The sequence below is a fragment of the Actinosynnema sp. NPDC023587 genome (assembly GCF_040640215.1).
In the GTDB taxonomy this organism is placed as follows: Bacteria; Actinomycetota; Actinomycetes; order Mycobacteriales; family Pseudonocardiaceae; genus Actinosynnema.
This window is the reverse complement of record NZ_JBFABG010000003.1, coordinates 487997-510741: the sequence shown is the minus strand read 5'-3', so window position 1 is coordinate 510741 and position 22745 is coordinate 487997. Positions and strand designations below refer to the sequence as shown.

Sequence of the window (22745 nt, the reverse complement as noted above, 5' to 3'; positions counted from 1 at the left end):
CTGTGTACGGATTGGTGCCCGTGCCGGTTCCCGGCGACCGCCCGCCCGCCCGACGGGGCTTCCCCGGCCGGCGGGTGCTCGTGGTGTCCGACGGGAGCGGTCTCGCCCCCGAGGTCACGGCCCTGCTGGCGGCCGACGGCGTCGAGGTGGACGCCGTGTCGGTGCGGGAGGCCACCCCGGCGCACAGCCCCGTCCGCTGGGGCCGCGAGGTGACCGCCGAGGAGCTGGCCCGGCGGGTGGCCGAGGGGAGCGGCCCCGACTGGGTGTTCTTCCTGACCGGCTACACCGCCCGCGCCCGCCCCGCCGACCCGCTCTCACCCGTCGACGGCCTGTACGCCCAGGGCCTCGCGCGGGCGCTGTTCGCCGTCCTCACGCCGTTGGGCCGGCGGTGGAAGGACCGCACGGGCGTCGGGTTCGCGGTGGTGACCCGGTCGGACGGCCGCTTCGGCAGCTCCGGCGCGCGCACCGTCGACCCGCTGATCGGGGTGCTGCACGGGGTGACCCGCGCGGTGCGCGGCGAGCTGCCCGGGGTCCGCACGGTGGTGCTCGACGTGCCGCCGTCGCTGCCCCCGGGCGCGGTCGCCGACCGGCTGCTCGACCTGGCCGCCGACGACCGGCGGGGCCACGTCGAGTCCGGCTGGACCGGCGAGGAGGAGACGACCACCGTGCTGACCCCCGCGTACGGGCGGCCGGCCGACCTGCCCGGCGCGGACCGGCCGCTGCCGCTCGACGGCGACAGCCTCGTGCTGGCCACCGGCGGTGCGCGCGGCGTGACCGCCGAGGTGGTGCTCTCCCTGGCGTCCCGGGTGCCGTGCCGCTACCTGCTGGTCGGCGCGTCGCCGCTGGTCGACGTGCGCGCCGCGCTGGGCACCTCGGACCGCGACTACCTGCTGACCATGTCCGCCGAGGAGCTCGACGGCCACCGGCTGCGCCAGTTCCGGGCCATGCGGGAGCACGACCCGGCGCTGACCCCGGCGGTGTTCGAGCGGCACTGGCGCAAGATCGCCCACTCGCTGGAGTCGCTGCGCACCGTGGCCCGGGTGCGGGAGCTGGGCGCGCGGGCCGAGTACGTCCCGCTCGACCTCACCGACGCGTACGCGACCCGCCGGTTCTGCCAGGAGCTGCTGGCCGGTCCGGGCGCGCCGACCGCGCTGCTGCACGGCGCGGGCGTGGAGCACAGCAGGGCGCTGGGCGACAAGACCGCGGAGTCCTGGCGGCGGACGTTCGCGGTCAAGGTCAACGGCCTGTACAACCTCAGCCCGCTGCTGGGCGACGCGACCCGGCTGGTCCTGCTGTTCGGCTCGGCCGCCGCCACGTTCGGCAACGCGGGCCAGGTCGACTACTCCGGGGCCAACGAGTTCTTCACGGTCCTGGCCCACCGGCTCGCGGTCGAGCTGCCCGCCGCGCGGGTCCGCTCGGTGGCCTGGCCCGCGTGGGACGAGGTGGGGCTGGCGGTCCGGTCGTCCTCCCGGCTCGCGCTCGAACACCGGGGGGTCGGGTTCATGGGGGTGGCCGAGGGCGTGGCGTGGGCGGAAGCCCTGCTGCGCAGCCCGGCGCACGTGCCGCAGGTGACCATCGGGTACGAGGACCTGCCCGCCGAGTTCACCGCCACCCGCCGGATCGCGCCGGCGCGATCCGCCGGGTCCACCGGGTTCCGCCTGGTCGACGCGGTCGCCGAGGCCGCGCCCGGCCACTGGGAGGCGCGGTGGACCTACCTGCCCGACCTCGACCGGGCGTTCGCCGACCACCGGGTGGGCAACTCGGCGCGGCTGCCGGTGGCCGCCTTCGTGGAGCTGGTCTGCCAGGCCGTCGGGGTCGTGCACCGGGAGGACAGCGGTTTCACCATCCGGGACCTGCGGGTGCGGCAGCCGCTGGTGCCGGCCGCCGACCGCCGCCGGCCGGTGCGGATCACGGTCGACCGGACCGGTCCGCGCACCCTGCGGGTCGTGGTGCGCAGCTCGGCGGTCCTGCCGGACGGCACGTGGGTGCCCCGGTCCCTGGAGCACGCCCGCGCGGAGGTGGACCTGACCCCGGTGCCGGCGCACCCGGACATCGCCGTGTCCGGCGGCCTGTGGCCGGTCCCGATCACCGGTGGCCTCGACCTGGCCGCGATCGGGATCTCCTACGGGCCCGCGTTCCAGGGCCTGGGGCGGTGCCTCGGCGACGAGGCCGGCGTGCGGCACGTCGAGCTGCGCGCCCAGCGGGGGTGGAACGCCGACGCGCGCGGCCGGTCGTACTTCAACATCGGGCTGCTCGACCTCGCCCTCCAGGCGCTGGCCGCGAAGACCGCGCCGCCGCCCGGCGGCCTGCCCACCGCGATCGCCGAGCTGGTCGTGCGGGCCGGGCTCGGCGACGCGCGGGCCGAGGGCTGGGCGGTGCTCGACGCGCTCGACCCGGCGCTGGACGTCACGGTGACCGACTCGTTCGGCAGCGTCCTGGTCGAGGTGCGCGGGCTGGAGCTGACGCCGCCGGCGCGCACCGCCGGGTGACCGGCGGACCAGCAGGGATTGGCATTGTCGTCGCACACCAGGGGGAGCCGAAGGTGAAGAACGTCCTCGTGATCGGCGTCGGTCCGCACGCGCGCCGCAACCACATCCCCGTGCTGCGGGAGGGGCGGTCGGTCGGGCAGGTCGGCGCGATCGTCGGCGTCGACGTCCCGGCGGCGGCGGAGGCGATCGCGGCGTTCAACGCCGCCTTCCCCGCCGACCTGGTGCCGGTGAGCTACGTGGAGCCCTTCGACCCCGCCGCGCGGACCGTGCCGGGCGCGGTGCGCGCGGTGCTCGACGGGCTGGTGGCCGCACACCGGATCGACGCGGTGATCGTGTCCACCGAGCCGTCCTTCCACGTGGCCTACGCGAACTGGGCGCTGGACCGGGAGCTGAGCCTGCTGATCGACAAGCCGCCGAGCGTCCGGGTGGACTGCTCGACCGATCCGGACCGGGCGGCCGGCATGATCACCGACTTCGAGGACCTGGTGCACCGCTACGAACGGGTGCGCCGGCGCAACCCGGGCACGTTCGTCGGCGTCCAGTGCCAGCGCCGCTACCACCCGGCGTTCCGGGCCATGAAGCGGATGGTGGCCGACGTCGCGGAGCTGACCAACTGCCCGGTCACCTCCGTCCAGTCCTTCCACAGCGACGGCCAGTGGCGGATGCCCGCCGAGCTGGTCGACCTGGAGTACCACTCGTTCGACCGCGGCTACGGGAAGGGCGCGCACTCCGGCTACCACTTCTTCGACGTGGTCCCGTGGCTGCTGGAGGCCGCCGAGACCGAGGGCAAGGAGCTCGACGAGGTCGAGGTCTACGCGAACGTCACCCGGCCCGCGGACTTCCTGCGCCAGCTCGACCTCGCGGACTACGAGCGCAACTTCCCCGGCTACGCCCGGCTGAACCGGTACACCGAGGCCGACCTGGCCGCCGCCACGGCGTCCTTCGGCGAGGTCGACGCGTTCATCTCGATGGGGTTCAAGAGCGCCGGCCGGACGATGACGCTGGCCAGCGTCAACCTCCTGCACAACGGCTACTCGCAGCGCGGGTGGCCGGTGTCCGACGGCGTGGACCTGTACAAGGGCAACGGGCGGGTGCGGCACGAGACGCACATCGTCGAGCAGGGACCGTTCCAGGCCATCCACTTCCACTCGCTCCAGTCCCACGACGACGGTCCCGACGGCGGCGGGTCGCCGGGCGTCGGCGGTCGCGGGCACGTGGAGGTGCACGTGTTCCGCAACAGCGCTTTCCACCGCCGGTGGACCGCGTTCGAGACGTTGGACTACGAGGCGCTGACCGACCGGAGCGGGTCCGTGGCGCGGGAACCCACGCAGGGGTCGGCGCGGCGGTGGGCGGTGGCGGAGTTCCTGGAGTACCTCAACGGCCTGCGCGGGCGCGGGGAGATGTCCTCCGAGCTCACCACGCACCGGCGCGGCACCACGTTGATGGCCGGGACCTACCTGTCCGCCGCACGGCGGTGGCGCGGCGAGCACCCGGTGGCGGCGCTGGACTTCCGGGCGCGGACCGCCGTCGACGAGCCGGCGGTGGGGGTGTGCGGGTGAGCGGCGGGGTCGTCCCCAGACTGTCCGCAGAGGACGCCCAGGCGGTGGGGGTGCTGCGGGGACTGGGCTACCGGGTCGCCGACATCCAGTCCATCGCCACCCGGCAGGACGCGTTCGCGGTCCGGGTCGGCGCGCGCCGCGACGAGCCGGCGGACGGGCTGCGGTTCACCTCGCGCACCGTCGAACTGGGCGACGGCGCGTTCACCAACTCGTTCGAACTGCACGTCGACCTCGACCGGTGCGCGGTCGAGGCGGCGAGCAGCGCGACGGGCTTCCACCTGCGGGACGTGGTCGATCCGCCGACTGTGCTCGCCGCCGTGAGCGGGTCGTTCTCGTTCATCTCCGACGACCCCGGCTACCAGCCGCTGGAGCCGTGCCTGGACTTCTGCTGCCGGGCCGGCGCGGTGGTCAGCCTGCCCACCGCGACCAAACCGGCGTTCGTGGTGCACGGCGGGGTGCCCGCCGTGCGGCCGTTGCGCGCGACCGGCGTGCTCTCGGTGGGCGGGCGGCGGTTCGACTGGATCGGGTCCAAGCTCGTGCCGGGCGGGCTGCCGCGCCGGCCGGGGGAGCTGGTGGTGTTCGGGGCGGCGAACTGCCGCGTGCTGTACGCGGCGTCCGAGCGCACCGGGTTCCTCCGGTTCGTCGACCGGGCGGGCAACACCACCCCGGCGACGCCCGCGGCGGTGGACTTCGTGGTGTCCCCGACCTCCGAGGGCCACGCGGTGACCGGCGTGCACCGGGGCGGCCGGGCGGACCTGTTCGCGGGCGCGTACGTGCTGCGCGGCCACGCCGCCCTCGCCGACGCCGTGCGCGTCGGCGACCCGGTGCGGGTGTCCGCAGTGGACGATCTGGACGTGGCCGGACTCTCGTCCGGGGTGTCGGTCGGCCCGTCGGTGGCCGACGCGGCGGCGGGGTCCGTCGACGCCTATGACGACTGCCTCGGCGTGTCCCCGTTCCGCGACGTCCGCTACGGCCGGACGCTGATCGGGCTCAGCGGGCGGCGGCTGGTGCTCCGGGTGTTCGACGGCGCGCCGCTGGCCTCGGCGTTCCAGGGCGTCACCCCGGTCGAGGTGGCGGCGGTCCTGCACGCCGAGGGGGTCGAGCCCGGCGCGGTGCACCACCTCGACGGCGGCCAGTCCTCCAAGATCGCGCTCGCCCGGCCCGGCGCGGTCGAGGTGGTCGGCAGCCTGCACTACCTGGAGTGGCCGCCGTCCCCGGAGACGCCCTTCCGCTGGCGCGGCCTGGAAGGACGGCTGCTGCGAAGCTGCTTCGCGGTGACGAGGAAGGCGGGCGGCGCATGACCGCAGGGGCGAACCCCGGGCCGGGGCGGCAGGTCCGCGTCGCGGCGCACCAGCCCGGTTACCACCGGCACCTGTACTACTACCGCAAGATGGCCGCCGCTGACGTGTTCGTCTCGCTGGACAACGTGCAGTTCGTCGCCCGCGACTGGCAGAACCGCCAGGAGTTCCACCACGACGGCCGTCGTCGCTGGCTCTCCGTGCCGGTCAACCGAGGCCGGGAGCAGTTGCGGCACAAGCGGATCGTCGACCACGCGGCGGTGCGCCGGCACTGGGCGCTGATCCGGTCGATCTACCGGGGCACGCCGCACTTCGCCGACTACGAGGAGCGGTTGCACGCGATCTACCACCAGGACTGGGAATTCCTCCGGGACCTGTGCGACGCGCTGACGTCCGTGGTGCGCGACGCGCTGGGCATCGCCACGCCGTACGTGCACGGGGCCACCCTGGTCCCGGAACCCCGCAACGCCAAGGGCGCGCTGCTGGCCGACTTGGCGCGCGGCGCGGCCGAGCGGGTGGGCGCGGCGGGTGCGCGGATCACCTACCTCGCGTGCGCCGCACCGCTCCAGGCCGACCACTACCTGCTGCGGCCGGGTCCGGAAGGGGCCCGGACGGAGGGTGACGTCCTGGCCGACCAGGGCGTGGAGCTGGGCGTGTTCGACTACCGCCACCCCGTCTACCCGCAGCACCAACTGCCTCCCGGGCACCCGTTCGAGGCCGAGCTCTCGGCGTTCGACCTGCTGTTCAACGCCGGTCCGGCGGCGCGCGCGGTGTTCTCCGGCGCGGCGCGGGCCGGAGCCCGGGACAGTCGGAGGTGACGGCCCCGCCGGTGGCGCGGGCACCGGCGGTGGCCGCCGAACCGGTCGCGTGGGTGCCGGTGGTGGCCGTGGCGGTGGTGCTCGGCGCGGTGCTGGCCCTCGGCGCGGGCGTGTTCCCGCTCGGCGGCGACGAGCTGTACTTCCTCGTCGCCGGTCGGCACCCGGCCTGGGGTTACGTCGACCAGCCGCCGCTCACGCCGTTGCTCGCCCGCCTGATGGACTCGCTGTTTCCCGGCTCGCCCGCCGGACTGCGGCTGCCGGTGACGCTGCTGACCCCGGGCGCGGCGGTGGTGGCCGCGCTGACTGCGCGCGAGCTGGGCGGCGGGGCGCGGGCGCAGACCCTGACCGCCGCGGTCTTCGCGACCTGCCCGATCCTGCTCGGCAACAGCCACCGCCTGATCACCGACAGCGTCGACCTGCCGCTGTGGGTGGTGATCACGTGGCTGCTCGCCCGGTGGGTGCGGCTGCGCGCGGACCGGCTGTGGCCGGTGATGGGCGCGGTGACCGGGCTCGCGGTGCAGAACAAGTACCTCGTGCTCGCGTTCTGGGCCGTGGCGCTGGTGGCGCTGGCGGTGGTCGGCCCGCGCGCGGTGTTCCGCCGCCGGTGGCCGTGGCTCGGCGGGCTGGTCGCCGCGGTGGCGCTGCTGCCGGGGCTGTGGTGGCAGTCCCGGCACGGCTGGCCGCAGTGGGAGATGGGGTCGGTGATCGCGGCCGAGGTCGCGGAGACCGGCGGGCGGCTCCTGCTGGGGCCGCTGGTGCTCGTCGCGGCCGGGCTGGTCGGCAGCGCGCTGGCGGTGTCCGGCGCGTGGTGGCTCACCCGGTCCGCCGACCACCGGTTCCTGGGGTGGGCGGTCGTGGGGTTGGCGGCGGTGGTGCTGGTCGCCGGGCTGCGGCGGGACTACCTGATCGGCGTGCTCCCGCTGTGCTGGGCGATGGCGGCGGTCCAGGTCGAGCGCGGCACGACCGCGCGCTGGTGGCGGTGGGTGCCCACGTGGCCCGCGCTGGCGTTGTCGGTTCTGGTGCTGCTGCGCGGGATCGTGCCGATCGAGGGCGAGTGGGCCGGTGGCGTCGACCGGTACCTGCTGCCGATGCCGGACCACCGCGACTGGTCGGGCCTGGCCGTCGCGGTGTCCGAGGTGCACCGCGGGCTGTCCCCGGCGGAACGCGACGGCGCGGTGGTGGTCGCGGGCGACTACTGGCGGGCGAGCGCCCTGGCGGTCTTCGGCCCGGCGCACGACCTGCCGCCGGTCTACGGCGACATGCGCGGCTCCTGGGACTTCGGCCCGCCACCCGAGGACGCCCGGACGGTGATCTACGTCGGCGCGGTGCCGCACGAACTGGCCGAGCGGTGCGGCGCTCTGCGGCCGGCGGGCGAGCACGTGGACCGGGTCACCCCGGCGGTGGTCGGCGACGTGCCGCCGACCCCGCTGGCGGTGTGCTCCGCGCGGACCGGGACCTGGGCCGAGCTGTGGCCACGGCTGCGGCACCTGGAGCTGCGCGCGCCCGGACCGCGCGGGACACGTTGAACGCTGTCCGGCCGGCCGGACAGCGTGTGAGGATGGCGATTCCCCGGCCGGAGATCACCCAGTGTCGTGGGGGGCGGAATGCGCATCACGGACATGATCCCGCGGCACGACCGGTTGCCGCTGCCCCGGGCGGTCCTGGGCGGGCTGGTGGCCTCGTGCGCCGAGCACGTGGGCGACGTGCGCCGGGTGGCCGAGGTCTTCGGCGGCTCGGTCAGCCACGTCTACCGGGTTTTCGGGGAGCGCGGCAGCGCGATCCTGAAGGTGCGCGGGCGCTCTTTCTCCCGGATACCCGGGATAACCACCGATCCGTCCCTGATCCGGTACGAGAGGAAAGCGTTGCGGATCTTCCGCTCGGCCGCGCCCCACGTGTTCCCCGACGTGCTCGCGTTCCACCGGGAGCACCACGCGCTGGTCCTGGAGGACGTCTTCCCCGGCGGACGCACGTTCGAAGACGCACTGCGGACGGCCCCGGCGACCCGTGCCGACGCGGCGCTGCTCGGCGCGACCATCGGCCTGGTGCACCGCGAGACCGCGCACGTCGACGAGGCGATCCGCGAGGACGACGACCTCGCGTTCCGGGACCAGACCCTGTGGTTCTGCCTGGAGAGCAGCGGTCACCCGGCGCTGGCGCGGACCGCCGCGCAGTACCGGGCCCGGTCGCGGCGCACCCTCGTGCTGGGCGACGCCGCGCCGAAGAACACCAGCCTCGCCGCCGGCCGGATCACCCTGTGCGACCTGGACAACGCGCACCTGGGCAGCCACCACTACGACGTCGGGTACGTCGCGGCGCACCTGGTCCTGCACCACCTGCCCGACCCCGACCTGGCCGAGGGGCTGGTGCGCGCGTTCCGCGACGGGTACGCGCGGAGCCACCCGGCCGTCGACCCGGACGACCCGATCGTGCTCCGCACGCTGCTCGGCGTGTGCCTGTACCGCCTGGTGAACGACACCGTCCCGTACCGCCTGGCGCTGAGCCCCGAACGACGACGAGAGGTGTACGCGGTGGTGTACCGCCTGCTGGACGACCCCGGACCGACCCTGTCGAAGGTGACGGCCGCGCTGAAGGAGGTCCGCTAGGTGCTGGTCGCGACGACGGACATCAGGGACCTCATGGTGCGCGCGTGCCGGCGCGCCGCCGTGCCGGACGAGCACGTCGACCTCGTGGTGGACCACTACCTCGAAGGTGAGTTGCGCGGCAAGACCTCGCACGGCGTGGCGAAGTTCTGCTTCGAGGCGCAGTACTTCGCACACCGCCGGGGCACGCCGTTCGTGACCCGCGAGCACGGCGCGGTGGCCGTGGTCGACGGCAACCGCGAGGTCGGCCCGGTCAGCGCCGCCTACGCGGTCGACCTCGCGGTGGACCGGGCCCGCCGGTTCGGCGTCGGCCTGGTCGGGGTGGTCAACACCCAGCGCTACGGCATCCTCGCCACCTGGGCCGAGCGGATCGCCCGCAACGACCTGGTGGGCGTCGTGATGAACACCTCCACCGCGGACAGCACGGTGCTGGGCGCGCGCACGCCGTTCCTCGGCGTCAACCCGCTCGGCTACGCGTTCCCCACCGCCGGCGAACCGCTCGTGGTCGACATGTCGACCACGCTGGCGTCGATGGGCCACCTGTGGGAGGCCCGGCGCGGCAGCGAGGTGCTGCGCGACGACTGCTTCGTCGACGCCGACGGCGAGTTCACCGGCGACCCGCACGCCGCCGCGGCGGCCGTGGTCTTCGGCGGCCACAAGGGTTTCGCGCTGTCGCTGCTCATCCAGGTGCTGACCGGGTCGCTGTTCGGGTTCCCGATGAGCACGGAGGTCGACTCGACCTGGACCACCGGCTACGCGTTCCTGGCGATGGACCCGTCCGCGGGCGGCCCGCCGGAGGAGTTCCGCGCCGCCAACTCGCGGCTGGTCGAGGTGATGGCGGCGGTGTCCACCCGCGACGGCGGCCGGCTGCGGCTGTTCGGGGAGTCCTCGGCCGGGCACCGCGCCCGGGTGGTCGCGAGCGGCCGGGTCGACCTGGCCGAGCCGGTCTACCGCAGGTTGCGGGAGCGCGCCGCAGGGGTGACGCCGTGACACCGCCGGGGGAGCGGACCGCGCTGGTCGTCGTCGCCCACCCGGACGACGCCGAGATCGCCATGGGGATGAAGATCCGCTGGTACGCCGACCACGGCGTGGACGTGCACGTGCACTGCCTGTCGCAGGGCTTCCGCAACGGCGACCGGCGCACCGCGCTCCTCCGGGTCGAGGAGGCCAGGGCGGCCGGCGAGGTGCTCGGCGTGCGCGAGTACACGTTCTCCGACGTGCCGGACAACGGTTTCGTCGACCACCGCCGGGCCGTCAACGCCGAGCTGTTCCGGCTCATGGAGGCCGTCCGGCCCGACGTCGTCTACACGCACTACCCGCAGGACCAGCACCTCGACCACCGGATCACGGCCGAGGAGGTGCTGGTCGCCGCGCTGCGCGAAGCGGCCGACATCCGGCTCTTCCGCTCCCCCTACAGCGTGGACTTCACACCGACCGCGTTCTTCCTGGGCGACGCGGAGCTGATGGCCGCCAAGATGGCCGCCCTGCGCTGCTTCACCTCCCAACCGCAGTGGGACCTGGCCGTCTTCGAGCAGCTCGCCGCGGTCGCCCACCGCCAGCACGTCCACCACCGGGTCCTGGAACGGGCGGAGGCGGCGGGCGGGCCCTCTCCGGCGTACGCGGAGATGTTCGTGATCCGACGGCTGATCGAGATCGACCGAGTCCGAGGTGGGGTGCAGGCACGATGACGCTCAGGTTCCACTGGTTCCTCCCGACCGCCAGCGACGGCAGGTCCCTGGTGGTGGGCACGCACGGCACGCGGGGTCCGGCGGGCGGCGGACCCGCACCCGGGCAGGGCGGCGCGAACCGGTTCCGGCCACCCGACATCGAGTACCTCGCGCAGATCGCCCGCGCCGCCGAGGGCCTGGGCTTCGAGGCGGTGCTCACCCCGACCGGCACCTGGTGCGAGGACGCCTGGCTGGTCACCGCGGCGTTGCTGCGGGAGACCCGGAGGCTGAAGTTCCTGGTCGCGTTCCGGCCCGGCTCCACCTCGCCGACGCTGGCCGCCCAGATGGCGTCGACCTACCAGCGGGTCTCCGGCGGCCGGCTGGTGCTCAACGTGGTGACCGGCGGCGAGCGGGACGAGCAGGCCAGGTTCGGCGACCACCTCGATAAGGACCGGCGCTACGCGCGCACCGACGAGTTCCTGACCGTGGTGCGCGGCGCGTGGAGCGGCACGCCGTTCGACTTCACCGGCGAGTTCTACGACGTGCGCGGCGCGACCGTGCTGGAACCGCCGTCGCCGGTGCCGGACCTGTACTTCGGCGGTTCGTCCCCGGCCGCCGGGCCGGTCGCGGCGCGCCACGTGCAGACCTACCTGACCTGGGGCGAACCGCCCGCCCAGGTGGCCGCGAAGCTGGACTGGGTGCGCGGGCTCGCCGCCGCCGAAGGGCGTGAACTGCGCTGCGGCATCCGGTTCCACGTGGTCGCCCGCGACACGTCCGCCGAGGCGTGGACGGCGGCGGCCCGGCTGCTGGACGGGCTGGACCCGGCGCAGGTGGCCGGGGCGCAGCGGGTGCTGGCCGCGAGCGAGTCCACCAGCCAGGCCCGGATGCGGGCGTTGCACGCGGGGTTCCGGACCAGCGGGCGCAGCCGCGACCTGGAGGTGTACCCCAACGTGTGGTCCGGGGTGGGGCTGGTGCGCGGCGGCGCGGGCACCGCCCTGGTGGGCAGCCACCAGGAGGTCGCCGACCGGATCGAGGAGTACGCCGCGCTCGGCATCGAGGAGTTCGTCCTGTCCGGCTTCCCGCACCTGGAGGAGGCGTACTGGGTCGGCGAAGGCGTGCTGCCGGAGCTGCGCCGGCGCGGCGTGGCGGCACGGCTGCGCACGGCCGGGTGACCGGCGTGCCCCCGGTGGAGATCGCGCTGAACCTCAACGCCCGCACCGCGGCCGACGCCGTGCGGTGGGCCTCGATCGCGCAGGAGCACGGCGCGTCCCGGATCGGCGTCTGGGACTCGCCGGCCGTGGTCCCGGACTGCTGGACGACGCTGGGCGTGGTGTCGCAGCACGTCACCGCGACGCCGTTGGGCGTGACGGTCACCAACCCGGTGACCCGGCACCCGGTGGTGACCGCGAGCGCCGCCGCCACGCTCGCCGAGGTCGCGCCCGGCGGGGCCTTCCTCGGCATCGGCACCGGCGACAGCGGCGTCCGCAACCTGGGCGGCCGGGCGTCGACGTTGGCCGGGCTGGGCGAGTACGTCCGGTGCGTGCGCGACCTGCTGGCCCGTGGGCACGCGCGCTGGCGCGGCGCGGAGGTGCGGCTGGACCGCGTGCCGGACACCCCCGTGCCGGTCTACGTCTCCGCGCACGGCACGAGGTCGTTGGAGCTCGCCGCCGAGACGGGGGACGGCGTCATCGTCGGGCTCGGCCTCAGCGAGGACGTGGTGGCCGGGGTGACCGCGACCGTCGCGCGGGTGTGCGACCGCGTCGGCCGCGACCCGGCGGACCTCGGGCTGTGGTGGAACACCGGCAGCATCACCGTCGACACCGACCCGGACCGCGCGGTCGCGGCGGGCGGCTGGCTCGTCGCGTCGCTGGCGCACCACTTCACGCTGTCCGGCACGGCGACGAAGATGATCCCGCCGGAACACCGGGCCGGCATCGAGCGGCTGGGCGCGGAGTACGACCTGTCCCGGCACGGCCGGCAGCCGGTCGAGCTGCGCGAGCGCTACCTCGCGGCGGCCGTGGAGTTCGGCGTGTGGGACTACCTGGCGGACCGGTTCCTGGTGCTCGGCACCCGGGAGCAGGTCCGCCGCCGGCTGGAGCTGCTGCGGGCGCGCGGCGTGCACCGGCTGGAGGTGGGCACCGGTGTCGCCGGGATCGACGGCGTGGTGCCGGTGCTGGACCTGGTGCGGTCGGCCGGGGGCTGACCGGTCAGACCCACCGGCCGCGTGCCCCGGCGACCACGAAACCGGGGCCGAACCCCAGCACCAGGCCCTCGGACCGGTGGGCCGGGGGATCGGCGTGGGTGCGGCGCAGGACGTCCAGGACGGCGTTGCCGCCGAGGTTCCCGTTCTCCGCCAGGGACGCCGTCGAGTGCCGGGCGTCCTCCGGGCGCAGACCCAGGCCGGCGGCGGTCTCGGTGATGACCCGGGGCCCGCCGGGGTGCAGCACCGCGAACGAGGGACGCCAGTCGCCCAACGTCGCCAGCAGGTGGGGCAGCACGTCGCGGGCGGCGGTGAGCGCCTCCTTGGTGGAGTCGAAGTGCAGACCGGATTCGTCGAGCCGGCCCCGGTAGCGCTCCAGCGAGTCCGGCAGCACGAATTCGACGGTGGACTCGATCGCGAACCCGGGTCCGACCGGTTCGCCGGTCACCACGCACGCGCCCGCGGAGTCGCCGAACAACGCCTTGTAGATCATGCTCTCGATGGTGCCCTCGCGCCGGTGGTAGATCGTCGACAGCACCTCGGCGACCACGACCAGGACCGTCGCGCCGGGGTTGGCCCGCAGGTGTTCCGCCGCCCGCACCAACGCCTGCGCGCCGCCCGCGCAGGCCAGCGTGGCCATCGGGATACGTGCCACGTCCGGGCGCAGGCCCAGCGCGTCGACCAGGTGGACGTCCAACTGCGGCACGGCCCACGACGTGGTGTGGCTGGTGATCACCGCGTCCACCTCGTGGGCGGCGGTGCCGGTGGACCGCAGCGCGCCACGCGCCGCCTCCGCCGCCATCGCGAGCGCGTCGCCGAACGCGTCGGCCACCCGCCGGGTCACCCCGCGGTCGGCCACCGCCTCGGCGAACGGCCGGGTGAAGTACCGGGTCTCCACCCCCGCGCCGCGGATCACCCGCAGCGCGACCGGCAACCGGGGGTGGTCGGGGTGGTGCGCCCGGACGTCCGCGACTATCCCGGCGGTCTCGACCCGGTTGGCCGGCAGCACGACAACCGGTTCGGCAACGTAGGCGGTCACAATTCCCCCAGGGTCGTCGGGAGCGGCAGCGTAGCCCCGGCGCGATCCGCCGGAACAGCGTTCGACCTCTCGATCACCACTTTCCTGCCCCGCCTTTCCGGGCCCGCTTTCCGGGACGTGTTCCGAGCGGCTCGCAGAGGTGTTCCGGTTGACGGGTTGACCGTGTTCCCCGGTGCCGCGACGATCGAATTCAGGACATTTCCCGGGGAATTCAGGTGCGAATCCGAGGAGTCGATGTGAACGGTGTCGTGGCGCGTGCCGGAAACCGGGCGCGACGACGTGCGGGCGGCGTGTTCCCGGCACTGGCGGCGGTGCTGCTCGCCCTCGCGGGCCTGGCCGCCGCCCCGACCGCGACGGCACGGCAGGCCGCACCGGACTTCCTGTGGCACTTCGCGAGCCGCCCCGACCTGCTCGCGCCGAAGTTCGACCTGCGGACCACCGGCGCGACCGCGCCCGGCCACCTGTTCCTCGGCCCCAAGACCGACACCGCGGCGTGGCCGCCGATCGCGACCCGGGGCGGACCGGAGATCCTCGACGGGACCGGGCAGCCGGTCTGGTTCCACCCGCGCGGCGACGGGAACCTGGTGCGCACCGCCGCGTTCGAGCGCCAGGAGTACCGGGGGCGACCGGTGCTGACCTGGTGGGAGGGCGTGCCGGTGCAGTTGGAGCCGATCGGCAACCCGGCGTTCGGCAAGTGGGTCGTGATGGACCAGTCCTACCAGGTGATCGCCGAGGTCCACCCCGGCAACGGGTTGCGGTTCGCGGACCTGCACGACATGCGGATCACCCCGCAGGGCACCGCGCTGCTGCTCGTCTACCGGCCGGTGCCCGGCGTGGTCGACGGCCGGCCGCAGGTGCTGATGGAGAACACCGTGCAGGAGGTGGAGATCGGCACCGGCCGGGTGCTCATGCAGTGGGACGGGCTGGACCACGTGGACCTCGCGGAGTCCTACTTCGGGCTGCCCGACAACCCGCTCACGCCCTACCAGTACCTGCACCTGAACTCGCTGTTCCTCGACCACGACGGCGACGTCCTGGTGAGCTCCCGGCACACCGGCACCGTGTACAAGATCGACCGCGCGTCGGGTGCCGTGGTGTGGCGGCTGGGCGGGAAGAACAGCGACTTCGCGTTCGGTCCCGGCGCGGCGTTCTCCTGGCAGCACGACGTCGCCCGCGAGCCGGACGGCACCCTCTCCCTGTTCGACAACGCCGCGCCGTCCACCGGGTCCGGCGGGCCGGTGGTGTCCCGAGGTCTGGTGCTGTCGCTGGACGAGGCGCGCGGGACCGCCTCGGTGGTGCGCTCCGACCCGAGCCCCGAGAGGCTGCTGACCGGCACCCAGGGCAGCACCCAGGTCCTGCCCGGCGGCCACCTGCTCGTCGGGTGGGGCGGCTCGGGCCGGTTCACCGAGTTCGGCCCGGACGGCTCGGTGGTCCTGGCGGGCGCGTTCGCCAAGCCCGGCATGAACTCCTACCGGGCGCAGCGGTTCCCGTGGGTCGGCAGACCGCTGGATCCGCCGGCCGTGGCGGCCCGCGCCGGTACCGGCGGCACGACCGTGTACGCCAGTTGGAACGGCGCTACCGAGGTGGCGTCGTGGCGGGTGCTCGCCGGCGTGGACGGGCAGGAGCCGCGCCCCGTCACCGTCGCGCCGAGGAGCGGTTTCGAGACCGCCGTCCCGATCCCGCGCGCCGAGCGGGTGGCCGTGCAGGCGCTCGACACCGCCGGGAACGTCCTGGGCACCTCGCCGACCGTGCGCGTGGGCTGACGAGGAGGTGGGTCCGATGACCGGAACGCCGACCACCGACGACCACGCGCTCGCCGCGCGGCTCGCGGGCGACGCCGGCCGCGTGCTGACCGGGTTGCGCGCGGACCTGGGCTTCGCGGACCCCGGGCACCTGCGGGCGTCCGGGGACCGGCGGGCGCACGAGTTCCTCGTGGCCGCCCTCGGCCGGGAACGGCCGGGGGACGCGGTGCTGTCCGAGGAAGGCGCGGCCGACCCGCGCCGGCTCGACGCGGACCGGGTGTGGATCGTCGACCCCCTGGACGGTTCGCGCGAGTACGCCGAACCCGGGAGGACCGACTGGGCGGTGCACGTCGCGCTGTGGGAACGCGGCGCGCTGGTGGCCGGCGCGGTCGCCGTGCCCGCCCGCGACCTCGTGCTCACCACGGCCGACCCGCCACGCCCCCGGCCGGACCGGGCCACCTCGTCCCGCTTGCGCCTCGCGGTCAGCCGCACCCGCCCGCCCGAGCTGACCACCCGGCTGGCGGAGGCACTGGGCGCGCGGGTCGTGCCGATGGGCTCGGCGGGCGTGAAGATCGCGGCCGTGCTGCTCGGCGAGGCGGACGCCTACGTGCACGCCGGCGGGCAGCACGAGTGGGACTCCGCCGCACCGGTGGCGGTCGCCGTGGCGGCCGGCTGCCACGCCTCGCGGACGGACGGGTCGCCCCTGGTCTACAACCGCGCCGGTGCCTGGCTGCCGGACCTGGTCGTGTGCCGACCCGGGCACCGGTCCCGCCTGCTGGCCGCGATCCACGCCACCACCCACCCCACCCCCTCCGAGAAGAGGACCCCGTGAAGGTCATCGGTGTCGGCTTCGGACGAACGGGCACGCTGTCGGTGAAGGCGGCGCTCGAAGAACTCGGCTTCGGCCCGTGCTACCACATGGTCACCGCCGTGGAGCGCCCCGAGCACCTGCGCCTGTGGAACGCCGCGCACCGGGGCGACCGGGTCGACTGGGACCAGGTCTTCGCCGGCTTCGAGTCCACCGTGGACTGGCCGGCCTGCGACTTCCGGCCGGAGCTGGTCGAGCGCTACCCGGACGCCAAGGTCGTGCTGACCGTGCGCGACCCGGAGCGCTGGTACGACAGCTTCGCGGACACGCTCGTTCCACTGTGGACGGAAGACTCGGCGGTCGCGGCCACCGCGCCCGAGCGGTACCGGGAGTACTTCCGGCTCGTCCGCGGCATCGCGACCCGCACGTTCGGCGGGCGGCTGGAGGACAAGGCACACGTGGTGGAGGTGTACCGGCGGCACAACGACGAGGTGCGCGCCGCCGTGCCCGCCGACCGGCTGCTCGTGCACGAGGTGAAGGACGGCTGGGAGCCGCTGTGCCGGTTCCTCGGCGTCCCGGTGCCGACCGGCCGGGAGTTCCCGCACCTCAACGACCGGGCGAGCTACCACGCGATGGTCGAGCGCCTGCTGACCGGATGAGCACGCCGGTACCGCCGTTCGCCCGGCTGCCGGTGCTGCTCGTCGGCGGTGCGTCGGCGGTCCTGCTGATCCTCACCAGCGGCGGCTACGGGTCGGCCGGCGACGAGCTGTACTTCGTCGTCGCGGGCCGCCACCCGGCCTGGAGCTACGCGGACCAACCACCGCTCGTGCCGCTGCTGGCCCGGCTGATGACGTCCGTCGACGCGGAGTCGTGGGTGGTGCTGCGCCTGCCCGTCAGCCTGGCCATCCCCTCGGCCGCCGTCGTCACGGCGCTGCTGACGCGCGAGTTCGGCGGCGGTGCGCGGTCGCAAGTGCTCGCGGCAGGCGTGTTCCTGCTGTCGCCGCACGTGCTCAGCGACAGCCACACCCTGACCAAGGCTCCCCTCGGGTTGGCCCTGAGCACGGTCTCGGTGTGGCTGCTGGTCCGGTGGGCCAGGACGGGGGACGACCGGCTGTGGCCGGCGATCGGTGTCGCGGTCGCGCTCGCGCTCCAGGCGAACTCCGTGTTCGCGGCGTTCTGGGTGATCGTCGTGGCGGTGTTGGCCGTGATCGGCCCCCGGAAGGCGTTCCGCTCCCCGTGGCTGTGGGCGGGAGCGGCGACCCCGGTGCTCACGGCCGTGCCGGGGCTGGTCTGGCAGGCGGCGCACGGGTGGCCGCAGCTCGGCATGGCGGGCGCGATCAGCGCCGAGGGGTCGGCGGTGGGCGGGCCGCTGCTGTTCGTGCCCCTGGTGCTGGCGACCGCCGGCGTGGTCGGGGCCGTGCTGCTGGTCGTCGGGCTCCGGTGGCTGGTGCGCGGCGACCACCCGTACCGGTTCATCGGGTACGCGGTCGTCGTGCTGGCGCTGGCCGTGTGGTCGGCCGGTGGACGTCGGGACTACCTGGCGGACTCGGCCTTCGCGGTCTGCTGGGCGGCGGCCGTGGCGGAAGTGGGGCGCGGGGGAGCGGCGGCGTGGTGGCGGTGGGTGCCGACGTGGCCGGTGCTCGCGCTGACGGCGGCGTTCCTGGTGCGCGGAATCGTGCCGGTCGGCGTCGACTGGACCGGCGGCGCGGACCGGTACTTCGTCGTCCTGCACGACAAGGACTGGCGCGGAATGGCGGCAGCGGTGGCCGAGGCGTACCGAACAGCACCACCGGGCCCGAAGGCGTTGATCGCCGGCGACTACCGCCGGGCGGCGGCACTGGACCGCTACCGGACCGAGTTCTCGTTGCCGCCCGTGTACGGGGACATGAGGGGCTACTGGCACTTCGGCCGGCCGCCGGAGGTGCGCACGGTGGTGTACGTGGGCGTGGTGCCGGACCTCCTGCGCGCCCACTGCGGTCGGCTGGAACTGCTGACGTCCTACCGCGATCCCGGCGCGGACCCGGTGGACAACCGGGACGCGGTCGCCGACGTGACCCTGTGCCAGGACCTGACCGTGCCGATGGCCGACCTGTGGCCCCGGTTGTACCACCTGGACAACCGCCTACCCGGCTGACCGCCGCGCTTTTCCGGAAGGGGCAGAACGATGCGGAACGTCACCTGGCACTCGTCCACCGCGGACCGTCCGGGAAAAGGAGCGACGGTGTGGTTCACCGGCCTGTCGGCGTCGGGAAAGTCGAGCGCGGCGGTAGAGGTGGAACGGCTCCTCGTCGCCCAAGCCAGACCGGCATACCTGCTGGACGGCGACAACCTGCGCCACGGCTTGAACGGAGACTTGGGCTTCGGCGCGGAGGACAGGGCGGAAAACGTCCGAAGGGTGGGCGAGGTGGCAAAACTCTTCGCAGACGCGGGCCTGATCGCGGTGGTGGCCGCGATCAGTCCTTACCGGGCAGGCCGAGACGCGGCCCGTGAGATTCACGAGAAGGCGGGCCTGCGGTTCTACGAGATCTTCGTGGACACCCCGCTGGAGCTATGCGCCACCCGAGACCCGAAGGGTCTGTACGCAAAAGCCCGCATGGGAACACTGGTGGGCCTCAGCGGCGTGGACGACCCGTACGAACGGCCCGAGCATCCCGACCTGGTACTGAGGCCAGAAGACGGCGACCCGATCACCCAAGCACGCCTGGTCGTGCGACTGCTCGGACGCTGATCCTCCGGCGTTGCCACGGCCTTCTGCGTCCAACTAACACGCCGGTCGAGAGGCTTTAGGCGAAGAGGCGGCGCATGAGCTGTGGATGTCAGGCAAGTGATCCGGGTTTAAGGCAAGGGCAAGATCGTGAAATGGGGGACGACGGATGGGCTTGCCGGGCCGATCTTCCCCGGTTCGACGGGCACGGTCCGGGAGGCAGCGAACGTCAGCAACCGAGCGTGGAAGCCTTATTGAGAGTGCGGATGTGCATCGGCCGTGAGGTGCCCCGAAGTAGGGGTAAGTGGGGGCTTTGCACACAAAAGCAAAAGGCCCCGGTCAATGACCTGGGCCTTTGGTGCGCCGCCAGGGACTCGAACCCCGAACCCGCTGATTAAGAGTCGACGGGCTTTTCTATCGCCGATTATCGGGATGAATCGCAGATAGCTGTTTTCGCAGGTCAGGCGACGTGGGGAGCGTCGCAAGGTGTCGGAAGTAGGTGGGCACAAGCGGAACGGCCGGTCTCCCACCGGTCCCCCTCGGCCGGGCGTTCGTGGACTGCGGTCCTGACCGCCCGGCCGAGTTGCGACTACTCGTCGGGCCGGTGCCCCACCTGGCGGGAGCGCCGCTCGGCAACCTCGGCCTCGGCCTGCTCCAACAGCGTGAGCTCTTCCGGGCCGCCATGCTGACGCACCTGCCGCCGGATGTGGTCGTTGATGTCCTCGGCCCGCGTGCGCCCGAGGTCCTTGCACACGGTGTCGTACGCCTTCCAGAGTCCGTCTGCCACGCGCACCTGACGTGGCTTGGTCGAGTCGCCCATGTGGTGACCTCCCTTCTGTAGCTACGCAGATTCTCGCACGAAACCCCTTGTGTAGCTACGTAGGGGTATGAGACTGTGTAGCTACACAGCGAGCGACCAGCACGGAGGCACCAAATGGACACCACTCCCAAGATCACGAAGTGCCTTCGTTGTGGCCGCAAGCTCACCTCGGCGCGCTCGATCGCCGCGAACTACGGCCGCACCTGCAAGGCGCGGATCGCGACCGCAGTGAAGACGGCCGACCTCGCCGAGTACAAGCCGGCGCAGGTCGCCAAGGCCGTTGAGGTCATCGAGCTGGGCGGCATCGTGCGCACCTCCCCCGCGCACTTCGCCGCAGTGAGCACGGACGGCACGACCTCCTACCAGGTCGACCAGGCCGCGCACACCTGCACCTGCAAGGCCGGCGAGCGCGGCATCCGCTGCTACCACCTGGCGGCGGCGGACATCCTCACCGCCGCCACGCTCCCCACCCGCACCACCACTCCCCCCGCCAGCAAGACGGCCCCCGACGGTGCTGTGAACACCGCCGAGGGCCTAGACGAACGCCCCATGGAGGCATCCGCCATGCCGCAGATCGTAGCCCCGAACACCGTCCCTGCTTGGTCCTCCGCGTTGAGCGCGACGCAGCGCGTCACCATCGTTCTGTCGGACTCGAACGTCTTCGAGGAAGTCGACTCCGCCTCGATCTGGGACGTAAAGAGGGGCATCGTGTGGTTGTCGACCGACCTGCTCGGCGACGACGCGGAGATCGACGGCGTCATCGGCCGCGCGCTCACCGCGATCTTCAACCGTCACCGTCCCAAGCTGACGGTGGTCGGTGAGCCTACGCCGGAACACCCGGCCGTGCGGGCGGTGGTCACGACGAGCCCCGGGACGCCCGCCAAGCGCCCGCGGTTGCGCCTGGCGTCGGCACCGACGTTGCCCGCGCCGTGCCTGCCTGACTGCGAGTACGCCAACGACCGGGCGGGTGACGACGTCGGCGGTGACCACCTGTGCAGCGCCACCGTGGACGTCGTGCCGCTGGCCGCTGGTCACCGCCTGGCGGTGTCCGTTGACCGCTACCAGGCCACCACGGGCGGCGGCGAGGTCCAGCCCGCCAACGTGGCGCTCAGCCACATCGACCGAGAGCAGAAGTCGACCGGCGAGCCGCGAGAGATGACTCCGGCGCAGGCGCGGGCGCTCGCCGCTCGCTTGCTGGAAGCGGCGGACCTCGCCGAGCAGACCAACAGCGAGCAGGACGCGACGCGCCGCACGGCCTGACCGCGCACCAGAACGGCCCCCACCATGTTGGTGGGGGCCGTCCTGCGCTGGCCGGGTGTTTCATGAGCGACCACAGAGCGCGCCGTCCGGGGATCTCCCCCGACACCATGCCCGACCACGCCAGCCTGCCGACCGGGTGTCACAGGAACTTCAGCGCCGAGCAGCACGACGACGGGTGCGCCGGCGGTAGGCCACGAGGTCCAGCCGGACAGGCCGCGCGCGCACCGGAACCGGCGGTTCGTCGGCTACGGCGAGACGTCGCTGAGCAGCACGCGGCCGGCGCTGCGACTCGTACAGCGCGTGGGCCTCGCGGCAGTCCGGGCACCGGCACGACCACTTCGCGTAGCGCGAGTTGGTGCCATGCTCCGGCGCGGCACCCGGCAACTCGTAGCCGAACTCCTTGGCCACCGCCTTCCGGTCGGTGAAGTCCAGCCCGCCCCAGATCCCCCAGCGCTCGCCGCGCTCCAGCGCACCCAGTGCGCACGCGAGCCGGACCGGGCACGCCGCGCAGATCACCCGGCAAGCCAACTCGGCAACCTCACGCTCGGCCTTCAACGGCCGTGAGAACGGGTCAGCCGCGCCGGGGTGGACCCAGGACAGTTCGGGGAAGGCGCGGCAGATACCGGCCTCGTGCCAGTCGGGCACCTCGCGCGGCACCAGCCGGCGCGGTGCTGCGATGGCGACGGTCAACGGAGCCCTCCAGTTCAGCAGAGTTGCGGGGTGGTGCCTGCTGGCCGAGCGGCGGCGGGGACACACGCCCGGCTAGTACTGGTTGGTGGTGGTTGCTGCGGGGTCAGAGGTGACCCGTGATGCGCTGGTGATCACGAGTTCCGGCGGATCAACTCGCGCAGGTCGACACGCCCGTCGGGGCTGGTCGAGTCGGTCAGGTCCCCGAGCGCGGTCAACTCGGTGTTCGAGTAGTAGGTGACGAAGTCACGCGGGTACTCGGACAGGACGCGGTAGAGGGTGGCGCCCACGAACGGGCCAACCCGCATGGGCCGGTAGACCTCCTTGCCGACGCTGACGCACTCGCCGCGCATGGTGTGCGACAGCACGTCGGGGCCGCGGCGCTCCTCGTGCACTTGGTGGATACCGGCCGCGCTCATGAGGTCGGACCATCGGGCCACGCGCTGGTTGTGGGCGCTGAACGCCTCGCACAAGCCCTTCAGCGCGGCCTCGTAGACGTCGAGGGCGGCGAGCAGTTCCGAGGTCCCGTGCATGTCGTCAGCGGCCTCGGCGCGGATGCGCTCGACGATCTCGGCATGTCGGGCGGACTGCCGCTGCTCGCGCAACTCCGCTTGGCGACGCTCGGCGGCGACAAGCAGGAGGGCGGCGTGCTCGGCGGCGGCGCGCAGCTCGGCCAGGCGCGCGGGCGTGATCTTGTCCGCCTTCACCTTGGCCGCGCCGGCGGGCAGTTCACCGCGGAGCGTCATCTCCGCGAGCCTGACCGCATCGGCTGCCGCGTCGGCCTCGGCCTGTGCGTCGGTGACGATCGCGTCGACTTCGTCCTCCGTCATCGCGAGTACGTCGAGCGTGGACACGTTGGCTCCTCTATGTCGGGCGGGTGTTCATGCGGCGGGCCTGCTCGGCGCTCACCGCGTCGGACGGAATGACCCAGTCGCGTCCGGCGCGTTCGGCACCGGGGAGCAACCCGGCAGCGGCGAGCCTGCGCACCCGGCGTGCGGACACGCCGAGCTCGGCGGCGGCTTGTTCGCTGGTCACACCACAGATGATCTGCGCG

The 22745-nt window shown here is 73.6% G+C and carries 20 protein-coding genes and 1 pseudogene; 16 read left to right on the top strand and 5 right to left on the bottom strand.

Going from position 1 to position 22745, the window contains the following annotated elements; genetic code table 11:
* Positions 1 to 2 precede the first annotated feature (2 nt).
* The 10 genes from AB0G01_RS11205 (at position 3) to AB0G01_RS11160 (ending at position 12634) form a co-directional block, all read left to right on the top strand.
* Positions 3 to 2489 carry an SDR family NAD(P)-dependent oxidoreductase gene (locus tag AB0G01_RS11205; RefSeq protein WP_360942709.1) on the top strand — a complete coding sequence of 829 codons (2487 nt, stop codon included), beginning with the start codon at positions 3 to 5 and terminating at the stop codon, positions 2487 to 2489.
* A 53-nt stretch (positions 2490 to 2542) separates the two neighbouring features.
* Positions 2543 to 4048, top strand: coding sequence for a Gfo/Idh/MocA family oxidoreductase (locus tag AB0G01_RS11200; RefSeq protein WP_360942706.1), 1506 nt, complete (start codon positions 2543 to 2545; stop codon positions 4046 to 4048).
* On the top strand, positions 4045 to 5349 hold the full coding sequence (locus AB0G01_RS11195) for a hypothetical protein (protein ID WP_360942703.1): 1305 nt from the start codon (positions 4045 to 4047) through the stop codon (positions 5347 to 5349). Before AB0G01_RS11200 ends, AB0G01_RS11195 begins: the two co-directional genes overlap by 4 nt.
* Positions 5346 to 6164 carry a WbqC family protein gene (locus AB0G01_RS11190; protein ID WP_360942700.1) on the top strand — a complete coding sequence of 273 codons (819 nt, stop codon included), beginning with the start codon at positions 5346 to 5348 and terminating at the stop codon, positions 6162 to 6164. The genes AB0G01_RS11195 and AB0G01_RS11190 overlap by 4 nt, the downstream gene beginning before the upstream one ends.
* Complete coding sequence (locus AB0G01_RS11185; protein WP_360942697.1) at positions 6161 to 7690, top strand: glycosyltransferase family 39 protein; 1530 nt, start codon at positions 6161 to 6163, stop codon at positions 7688 to 7690. Before AB0G01_RS11190 ends, AB0G01_RS11185 begins: the two co-directional genes overlap by 4 nt.
* 78 nt (positions 7691 to 7768) lie before the next feature.
* Positions 7769 to 8767, top strand: coding sequence for a hypothetical protein (locus AB0G01_RS11180; protein ID WP_360942694.1), 999 nt, complete (start codon positions 7769 to 7771; stop codon positions 8765 to 8767).
* Positions 8768 to 9754 (top strand): Ldh family oxidoreductase, encoded by a 987-nt coding sequence (locus AB0G01_RS11175; protein ID WP_360942691.1) that lies wholly within the window; start codon positions 8768 to 8770, stop codon positions 9752 to 9754.
* Positions 9751 to 10452 (top strand): PIG-L family deacetylase, encoded by a 702-nt coding sequence (locus AB0G01_RS11170; protein WP_360942688.1) that lies wholly within the window; start codon positions 9751 to 9753, stop codon positions 10450 to 10452. Before AB0G01_RS11175 ends, AB0G01_RS11170 begins: the two co-directional genes overlap by 4 nt.
* Positions 10449 to 11603 (top strand): LLM class flavin-dependent oxidoreductase, encoded by a 1155-nt coding sequence (locus AB0G01_RS11165; RefSeq protein ID WP_360942686.1) that lies wholly within the window; start codon positions 10449 to 10451, stop codon positions 11601 to 11603. The genes AB0G01_RS11170 and AB0G01_RS11165 overlap by 4 nt, the downstream gene beginning before the upstream one ends.
* 5 nt (positions 11604 to 11608) lie before the next feature.
* A complete protein-coding gene (locus tag AB0G01_RS11160; RefSeq protein ID WP_360942683.1) occupies positions 11609 to 12634 on the top strand; it encodes an LLM class flavin-dependent oxidoreductase in 1026 nt (341 codons plus the stop codon).
* Between the two features lie 4 nt (positions 12635 to 12638).
* Here AB0G01_RS11160 and AB0G01_RS11155 read toward each other — a convergent pair whose 3' ends face one another.
* Positions 12639 to 13670, bottom strand: coding sequence for a hypothetical protein (locus AB0G01_RS11155; protein WP_360942680.1), 1032 nt, complete (start codon positions 13668 to 13670; stop codon positions 12639 to 12641).
* 236 nt (positions 13671 to 13906) lie between these two features.
* Here AB0G01_RS11155 and AB0G01_RS11150 point away from each other — a divergent pair, with 236 nt between their 5' ends.
* The 5 genes and pseudogenes from AB0G01_RS11150 to cysC all read left to right on the top strand — a co-directional run.
* On the top strand, positions 13907 to 15433 hold the full coding sequence (locus tag AB0G01_RS11150) for an arylsulfotransferase family protein (protein WP_360942677.1): 1527 nt from the start codon (positions 13907 to 13909) through the stop codon (positions 15431 to 15433).
* 16 nt (positions 15434 to 15449) lie between these two features.
* Positions 15450 to 16244: a 3'(2'),5'-bisphosphate nucleotidase CysQ gene (locus tag AB0G01_RS11145; RefSeq protein ID WP_360942674.1), complete on the top strand. Its 795-nt coding sequence runs from the start codon at positions 15450 to 15452 to the stop codon at positions 16242 to 16244.
* The gene (locus AB0G01_RS11140) at positions 16241 to 16879 is read left to right on the top strand and encodes a sulfotransferase family protein (RefSeq protein WP_360942671.1); all 639 of its coding nucleotides are present in this window, start codon (positions 16241 to 16243) and stop codon (positions 16877 to 16879) included. The genes AB0G01_RS11145 and AB0G01_RS11140 overlap by 4 nt, the downstream gene beginning before the upstream one ends.
* Positions 16876 to 18354, top strand: coding sequence for a glycosyltransferase family 39 protein (locus tag AB0G01_RS11135; protein WP_360942668.1), 1479 nt, complete (start codon positions 16876 to 16878; stop codon positions 18352 to 18354). Before AB0G01_RS11140 ends, AB0G01_RS11135 begins: the two co-directional genes overlap by 4 nt.
* Before the next feature lie 36 nt (positions 18355 to 18390).
* Positions 18391 to 18948: pseudogene (cysC, locus tag AB0G01_RS11130) on the top strand (adenylyl-sulfate kinase); the annotation flags it as partial.
* 565 nt (positions 18949 to 19513) lie between these two features.
* Here the strand turns inward: cysC and AB0G01_RS11125 are convergent.
* Positions 19514 to 19744 (bottom strand): hypothetical protein, encoded by a 231-nt coding sequence (locus tag AB0G01_RS11125; protein ID WP_360942665.1) that lies wholly within the window; start codon positions 19742 to 19744, stop codon positions 19514 to 19516.
* 114 nt (positions 19745 to 19858) lie between these two features.
* Between AB0G01_RS11125 and AB0G01_RS11120 the strand changes: the two genes are divergently transcribed.
* Complete coding sequence (locus AB0G01_RS11120) at positions 19859 to 21004, top strand: DUF6011 domain-containing protein (RefSeq protein ID WP_360942662.1); 1146 nt, start codon at positions 19859 to 19861, stop codon at positions 21002 to 21004.
* A gap of 150 nt (positions 21005 to 21154) precedes the next feature.
* Here AB0G01_RS11120 and AB0G01_RS11115 read toward each other — a convergent pair whose 3' ends face one another.
* The 3 genes from AB0G01_RS11115 to AB0G01_RS11105 all read right to left on the bottom strand — a co-directional run bounded on the left by AB0G01_RS11115 (position 21155) and on the right by AB0G01_RS11105 (position 22726).
* Positions 21155 to 21694: a WhiB family transcriptional regulator gene (locus AB0G01_RS11115; protein ID WP_360942659.1), complete on the bottom strand. Its 540-nt coding sequence runs from the start codon at positions 21692 to 21694 to the stop codon at positions 21155 to 21157.
* A 131-nt stretch (positions 21695 to 21825) separates the two neighbouring features.
* Positions 21826 to 22545, bottom strand: a complete 720-nt coding sequence (locus AB0G01_RS11110) for a hypothetical protein (protein WP_360942656.1) — start codon at positions 22543 to 22545, stop codon at positions 21826 to 21828.
* A 10-nt stretch (positions 22546 to 22555) separates the two neighbouring features.
* A complete protein-coding gene (locus AB0G01_RS11105) occupies positions 22556 to 22726 on the bottom strand; it encodes a helix-turn-helix domain-containing protein (RefSeq protein ID WP_360942653.1) in 171 nt (56 codons plus the stop codon).
* Between the last annotated feature and the right edge of the window lie 19 nt (positions 22727 to 22745).

Excerpts from the sequence above, each read along its gene's own strand:
- AB0G01_RS11190 (WP_360942700.1), top strand. The coding sequence starts at position 5,346 with ATGACCGCAGGGGCGAACCCCGGGCCGGGGCGGCAGGTCCGCGTCGCG.
- AB0G01_RS11180 (WP_360942694.1), top strand. The coding sequence starts at position 7,769 with ATGCGCATCACGGACATGATCCCGCGGCACGACCGGTTGCCGCTGCCC.
- AB0G01_RS11165 (WP_360942686.1), top strand. The coding sequence starts at position 10,449 with ATGACGCTCAGGTTCCACTGGTTCCTCCCGACCGCCAGCGACGGCAGG.
- AB0G01_RS11145 (WP_360942674.1), top strand. The coding sequence starts at position 15,450 with ATGACCGGAACGCCGACCACCGACGACCACGCGCTCGCCGCGCGGCTC.
- AB0G01_RS11135 (WP_360942668.1), top strand. The coding sequence starts at position 16,876 with ATGAGCACGCCGGTACCGCCGTTCGCCCGGCTGCCGGTGCTGCTCGTC.
- AB0G01_RS11125 (WP_360942665.1), bottom strand. The coding sequence starts at position 19,744 with ATGGGCGACTCGACCAAGCCACGTCAGGTGCGCGTGGCAGACGGACTC.
- AB0G01_RS11120 (WP_360942662.1), top strand. The coding sequence starts at position 19,859 with ATGGACACCACTCCCAAGATCACGAAGTGCCTTCGTTGTGGCCGCAAG.